At 64.3% G+C, this 5661-nt stretch carries 6 protein-coding genes; 1 reads left to right on the top strand and 5 read right to left on the bottom strand.

The genetic code is table 11. From position 1 onward, the window contains the following. The 3 genes from WAN02_RS13920 to WAN02_RS13910 form a co-directional block, all read right to left on the bottom strand. Positions 1 to 375, bottom strand: a 375-nt coding sequence (locus WAN02_RS13920) for a carboxyltransferase domain-containing protein (protein WP_422264782.1), incomplete at its 3' end; no start/stop codon positions are given. Positions 376 to 420: 45 nt separating this feature from the next. Then, complete coding sequence (locus WAN02_RS13915; protein ID WP_422264781.1) at positions 421 to 1407, bottom strand: ABC transporter substrate-binding protein; 987 nt, start codon at positions 1405 to 1407, stop codon at positions 421 to 423. Positions 1408 to 1434: 27 nt separating this feature from the next. Continuing rightward, on the bottom strand, positions 1435 to 2655 hold the full coding sequence (locus WAN02_RS13910) for a DNA polymerase domain-containing protein (RefSeq protein ID WP_422264780.1): 1221 nt from the start codon (positions 2653 to 2655) through the stop codon (positions 1435 to 1437). Between the two features lie 65 nt (positions 2656 to 2720). Here WAN02_RS13910 and fadD2 point away from each other — a divergent pair, with 65 nt between their 5' ends. Then, positions 2721 to 4397: a long-chain-fatty-acid--CoA ligase FadD2 gene (gene fadD2, locus WAN02_RS13905; RefSeq protein WP_422264779.1), complete on the top strand. Its 1677-nt coding sequence runs from the start codon at positions 2721 to 2723 to the stop codon at positions 4395 to 4397. An 82-nt stretch (positions 4398 to 4479) separates the two neighbouring features. Here the strand turns inward: fadD2 and WAN02_RS13900 are convergent, their stop codons facing one another. Together WAN02_RS13900 and WAN02_RS13895 are read right to left on the bottom strand one after the other, a co-directional pair. After that, complete coding sequence (locus WAN02_RS13900; RefSeq protein WP_422264778.1) at positions 4480 to 4989, bottom strand: DinB family protein; 510 nt, start codon at positions 4987 to 4989, stop codon at positions 4480 to 4482. Positions 4990 to 5025: 36 nt separating this feature from the next. Beyond that, positions 5026 to 5352 carry a hypothetical protein gene (locus tag WAN02_RS13895; RefSeq protein ID WP_422264777.1) on the bottom strand — a complete coding sequence of 109 codons (327 nt, stop codon included), beginning with the start codon at positions 5350 to 5352 and terminating at the stop codon, positions 5026 to 5028. Between the last annotated feature and the right edge of the window lie 309 nt (positions 5353 to 5661).

Here is a 5661-nt window from a genome sequence, read left to right as displayed (position 1 = left end):
GAATCCGACCTTCCATAGTTTGGCGGAGTGAGCATCGATGACCTGTACCGTGGTCATTCCGGTGAGCTCGGCCACCTCGGCGAGGTCGGCGCCGTCGTAGACGACGTCGATGACGGTGGGGTCGGACGGCGCGGTCGCCTCGGGGTCGGGCGCCGCCGTCAGCTTGCCGAGCCGACGCCGGACAGCGCCCTGGCGGCCGGGGCCGTCGAGTTTGAGCAGCACCGTGCGGGCTGCCGGGACGATGTCGAGGACACCGGGCATCGCGACCTCGCGCAGCGCACCCGTCCACGCCAATACCTGGGCGGTGCTGTCGAATTGCAGCAGCAGGGCCTGATCGCCGTAGTCGAGAACGGTGTCGGTCAGGCTGCTGCTCATTACTCGACGGTAACTCGGTGAGCCGCCCGCGGCCAGAGGCGTGTTCTAATGCAGAATGTTGGCGATCAGCGGCGGCAGCTGGTCGGCCACCAGCGGGTAGCTCAGCGGCGATGCGTAGGCGATTGCCCCGGCCTGATCCTTGGTGGTGAACACGCTGCGCGAACGCAGCTCTGCCACATCGGGATTGGCCAACAGGTCGGCCTGGTCTTTGTCGCTCTCCGTCGTCCAAATCAGCAGGTCGGCCGGGCCGAGGACCGACTTGATCTTGTCGCGCGAAATGAACGCCCGGTCCGGATCGACCGCAAGGGGGGCGATGCTCTCGGGGACGGTCAGACCCATCTGGGCGAGAAATTCCGTTCGCCAGCCGGTCGTCGCCACGACGTTGTCGTCGTGCAGCTTGCCTTGCAGCAGCACGACCCGCTTGTTCTTGAACTGCGGGTATTTGTCCGCGACGGAGGTGAATCCTTTGTCGACACCGTTGATCAGCGACGTGATCTGGCCGGATTGGTAAACCGCCTGGCCGATGGCCTTTGCCTGGTCTTTCCAGGGTTCGAAGAACGCGTCGCCGTCGGACTGCGCGAGCGTCGGCGCGATCGCGGCCAGCTTCTGGTAGCTGTCCTGGTCGAGTCCGGCGTCGGTGGCGACGATCAGGTCGGGTAACAGGGCGGCGATCCGCTGAACCTGAATTCCGTTGTCCAGGTTGAGCACAACGGGTTTGGCACTCCCGAGTTTCGGTTGGGCCCACGGCCATACCCCGAACGGCTGGTCGCCGAACCAGTTGGTCACTGCGACCGGCACGATTCCGAGTGCGAGCAGATCGTCCTGCCCGGTAAGGCCCGCGCTGACTACCCGCTTGGGCGGCTCGGCGATGGTCGTCTCACCGAAGGCGTGCGTGAGGGTGAGCGGTCCACCGCCACCGGCTGAGGCGGGTGGTGGCTTGTGCGACGAGCAGGCCGCGGGCGCTCCGAACATGAGCAGTCCCGCAGCCGAGCCGGCGCGTAGGAACCCCCGTCGATTCCAGTGCTCGACCATGGCGTGAGCGTAGCGTGTTCGCTCAGGTCAACGGGTCGGCCAGGGACTGTAGTCGGCGATCAGCTCCTCCTGCGGAGGCCGTTGGTCATCGGGCACATGCTGCAGGTTGATCCGAATCCGATACCAGATCGAACTCGGTCCGCGCATACCGTCGACCAGCACGTCGGCCGGCTTCAAACGTTCGGCCGCCGCGGGATGACGCTCTCGCCAGGTGTCCAGCGCGGCCATCGCCTCGTCCTTGGTCTTGGTGCGGGCGATCTCGATGAGCGGCATCACCGACCGACGCCGTCCGGTCCCGTCGCGTCGCGCCCCCTTTGGCGCCTTCTCCGCGGGTCCGAGTTCTTCGGCGAGTGTGAGTAATCGGTGAAGATCGCCGGCGGTGTCGTTCATTCCCGCCCACGGGTCGCCGAGTTCGGCGAACCGGTGCGGCACCGTCGTCACGGTGAAGGTCGCGGGGTCGCAGTCGGCGACCTCGTCCCACCGCAGCGGCGTCGACACCCGTGCGTCCGCGGTGGCCCGCACCGAATACGCCGACGCGACAGTCCGGTCTTTGGCGTTCTGGTTGAAGTCGACGAACACCCCTTCCCGTTCCTCTTTCCACCATCGGCTGGTGGCCAGTTCGGGCGCTCGTCGTTCCACCTCGCGGGCCACCGTTTGCGCGGCCAGACGCACCTGGTGAAACGACCAGCGCGGAACAATGCGGGCATAAATGTGAAAGCCGCGGGACCCGGACGTTTTCGGCCACGCGGTCAGCCCGTAGTCCTCGAGTACTTCGCGGGCCACCTGCGCGACGTCCAGGATCTGCCGCCACGTCACACCGGGCATCGGGTCGAGATCGACGCGGAGTTCGTCGGGGTGGTCGAGGTCGTCGGCAAGAACCGGATGTGGATTGAGGTCGACGCAGCCAAGGTTGATCGCCCAGGCCAAGCCCGCCGCGTCGTGGATGACGGCCTCTTTGGCTGAGGTGCCGGATGCGTACCGCAGTTCGGCGACGTCGACCCAGTCGGGCCGCTTCTCGGGCGCGCGTTTCTGGAAGACGGCCTCCTCCTCGATGCCCTTGACGAACCGCTTCAGGATCATCGGCCGGCCGGCCACCCCGCGCAGGGCGCCGTCGGCGACCGCCAGGTAGTACTGGATCAGCTCGAGTTTGGTGTGGCCGGCCCGCCCGCCCCGATCGGGAAAAATCACCTTGTCGGGATGGGTGACCTCAACCTGGCGTCCGCCCACGTCCAAAGACACCGGAGCCATGGGTCCATGCTAATTCGCGCGAACTTTCCGGCCGCGGTGCGACGTCCGTCACATAGTGTGAAGGCATGCCCAATCTCATCGATCTGCCTGGTCAGGCGTTAGCCAAAATCCAGCAGTATGCCGAGCGTGGAGCCTCCGAGCTGCATTACCTCCGCAAGATCATCGAATCCGGCAGTTTCAGGTTGGAGAACCCGCTGAACTACGCCGCGATGGCCAGCGACATCGCGAAGTGGGGCGAAATCGGCATGCTGCCGTCGTTCAACGCCAGGCGCACGCCCAACCGCGCGGCGATCATCGATGACGAAGGCTCATTCACCTACCAGGAGCTCGACGAGGCCGCGAACGCGGTCGCCCACGGGCTGCTGGCCAAGGGGGTGCGCGGCGGCGACGGGGTCGCGATCCTGGCGCGCAACCACCGCTGGTTCGCGGTCGCAGAATTCGGCTGCGCACGGGTCGGGGCTCGCATCATTTTGCTCAACAGCTCGTTCTCCGGTCCGCAGATCAAAGAGGTCTCGGAACGTGAGGGCGCCAAGCTGATCATTTACGACGACGAGTACTCCGCGGACGTCAGCAAGGCCGAGCCGCCGTTGGGCAAGCTGCGCGCATTGGGCACCACTCCTGACGGTGAGGACTCCGACAGCGCTGACGAAACGTTGGCCAACCTGGTCGCCGCCCACAGCAAGGCGCCGGCGCCGAAGGCCAGCAAGCACTCGTCGATCATTATCTTGACCAGCGGCACGACCGGAACCCCGAAGGGCGCCAACCGCAGTACCCCGCCGACCTTGGCGCCGATCGGCGGCATCTTGTCCCATGTGCCGTTCAAGGCCAACGAGGTGACCTCGCTGCCGGCACCGATGTTCCATGCCCTCGGTTTCCTGCACGCCACCATTGGGATGTTCCTTGGTTCCACGCTGGTACTGCATGGCAAGTTCAAACCGGCTCAGGTTTTCGAAGACATCGAGAAACACAAAGTGACAGCGGTCGTGGTTGTGCCGGTGATGCTGGCGCGCATGCTCGATGCGCTGGAGAAGATGAACGACAAGCCCGATTTGTCTAGCCTGCGGATCATTTTCGTCTCGGGCTCAGCGCTGGGTGCCGATGTCGCTGAACGTGCGCTGAAGGACATTGGACCGGTCGTTTACAACATGTACGGGTCCACCGAGATCGCGTTCGCCACGATCGCGCAGCCACACCACCTCGAGTTCAATTCCACAACAGCCGGGCCGCCGGTCAAGGGTGTCAAGGTCAAGATCTACGACGAAAACGGCAAAGAGCTGGCGCAGGGCGAGGTCGGCAGGATCTTCGTGGGTACCAGCTTCCCGTTCGAGGGCTACACCGGCGGCGGCAACAAGCAGATCATCGACGGCTTGCTGTCATCGGGTGACGTCGGCTACTTCGACGAGCGTGGCCTGCTGTATATCAGCGGTCGCGACGACGAGATGATCGTGTCCGGCGGCGAGAACGTCTTCCCGGCCGAAGTTGAGGACTGCATCAGCGCGCATCCCGACGTGGTGGAGGCCACGGCGATCGGCGTCGAGGACAAGGAGTGGGGCCACCGACTGCGTGCCTTCGTGGTCAAGAAGGACAACGCGGACCTGGACGAGGACACCGTCAAAAAGCACGTCAAGGATCAGCTGGCCAAATACAAGGTGCCGCGGGAGGTGGTGTTCCTCGACGAGTTGCCGCGCAACCCGACCGGAAAAATTCTCAAGCGCGAGCTGCGCGAGATCGACGTCGACTAGTTCAAGCCACCGCGAAGCAGAAGCCATGGTCACGGCATTACGAAATTCGCAGCCGTGCTTTCTGTTTCGCGGCAGGTAGGTATTAGTCGAACCCGGTGGCGCCGTCCAGCTGCTCGCGCAGGATGTCGAGTTGTCCGCTGTGACGGGCGATCTCCTGGATCATGTGCACGTAGATCCAGCGCAGCGACACCGTCGTCTTGAGCCGGCCGTGCCACAGCTCGTGGTCCAGCGGATATTGCGCGGAGATCCGGCGAGATTCCTCGCACTGCGCCTGGTATTCCGAGATCAGGGTCGGCAGTGATTCGTCGGGCTGCAGCTCGAACTCCCAGGAACGCTCGTGCGTGCGGCGGTTGTCGTCGAGCCGTCCCTGCAGAAACTGCTCGAACCAGCCGTATTCCGCCCAGCGCAGGTGCTTGATCAACCCGCCGACCGTGGTCGGTGAAGGAACAAGATTGCGGCGGGCATCAGCATCGGACAGCCCGGAAACCTTGCGCACCACGATGTCTCGGTAATCATCGAGGAAGGCTTCCAGGGTGGCGCGCTCGCCGGTTACCTCGTGCTCGCGACGATCGGGGCGCTGCGTTTCTGCCATGACCGCGAAGCTAGCACTGCCCGTGCGTTCGTGAGATCAGCGCCGTTCGCGGATGCTCCGAGTTACTTCGGCGGACAGCTTCCCGTCCTGGAGGAGCAACTCGATGAGCGCGCTGATGACTTCTTGGCCGGTGACTCGGGCGTACCCCAGGCGGTCCGCCGCGTCCCGCTGCCAGATGTCCAGGGCCCGGTGGGTCGCGGGGGACAGATCGACCGTTCGCCGGGTGCGCTGGCCGCGTGACGGCGGCTCGGGCTTCTGGTGGTGGTCGACCTTCTTCCGGAGGCTGGTGAAGCGTTCGGTCTGGGCCGAGGCATTAGCGCGTGGGGGCGGCTGGGCCCGAAACGACGGCGAGCTGGGTTCCATGCGGCGGGACGACCTTCGATAGACGTGAGCTTTCAGTAGATCAGGACTTAAGTATGTCCGTCAAAGCGGTGTGACGCAGCGCCGGCGAGACGGACGGCGTGTCCGCCGGCCGTTCAGCGCGAAGCGCGAGGAAGACGCGCGGACGCTGGGAACCATCTTGTCCAATCGTTGCTGTAGCCAGCTAAAGCAATAATTGCTCTAATCAGACGAGACCAACTCTCAATTCGCTATCGGGTTAGATTGAAATACGGATTAAAGTATCCGCGCGTTTACGGAAATGTGAATCTCCTTAAGTGGGGACCCGCGTAG

Source organism: Mycobacterium sp., from assembly GCF_049281135.1.
GTDB lineage: Bacteria > Actinomycetota > Actinomycetes > Mycobacteriales > Mycobacteriaceae > Mycobacterium.
This window is presented reverse-complemented; position numbering and strand designations above follow the sequence as displayed.

Excerpts from the sequence above, each read along its gene's own strand:
- WAN02_RS13915 (WP_422264781.1), bottom strand. The coding sequence starts at position 1,407 with ATGGTCGAGCACTGGAATCGACGGGGGTTCCTACGCGCCGGCTCGGCT.
- WAN02_RS13910 (WP_422264780.1), bottom strand. The coding sequence starts at position 2,655 with ATGGCTCCGGTGTCTTTGGACGTGGGCGGACGCCAGGTTGAGGTCACC.
- fadD2 (WP_422264779.1), top strand. The coding sequence starts at position 2,721 with ATGCCCAATCTCATCGATCTGCCTGGTCAGGCGTTAGCCAAAATCCAG.
- WAN02_RS13900 (WP_422264778.1), bottom strand. The coding sequence starts at position 4,989 with ATGGCAGAAACGCAGCGCCCCGATCGTCGCGAGCACGAGGTAACCGGC.
- WAN02_RS13895 (WP_422264777.1), bottom strand. The coding sequence starts at position 5,352 with ATGGAACCCAGCTCGCCGTCGTTTCGGGCCCAGCCGCCCCCACGCGCT.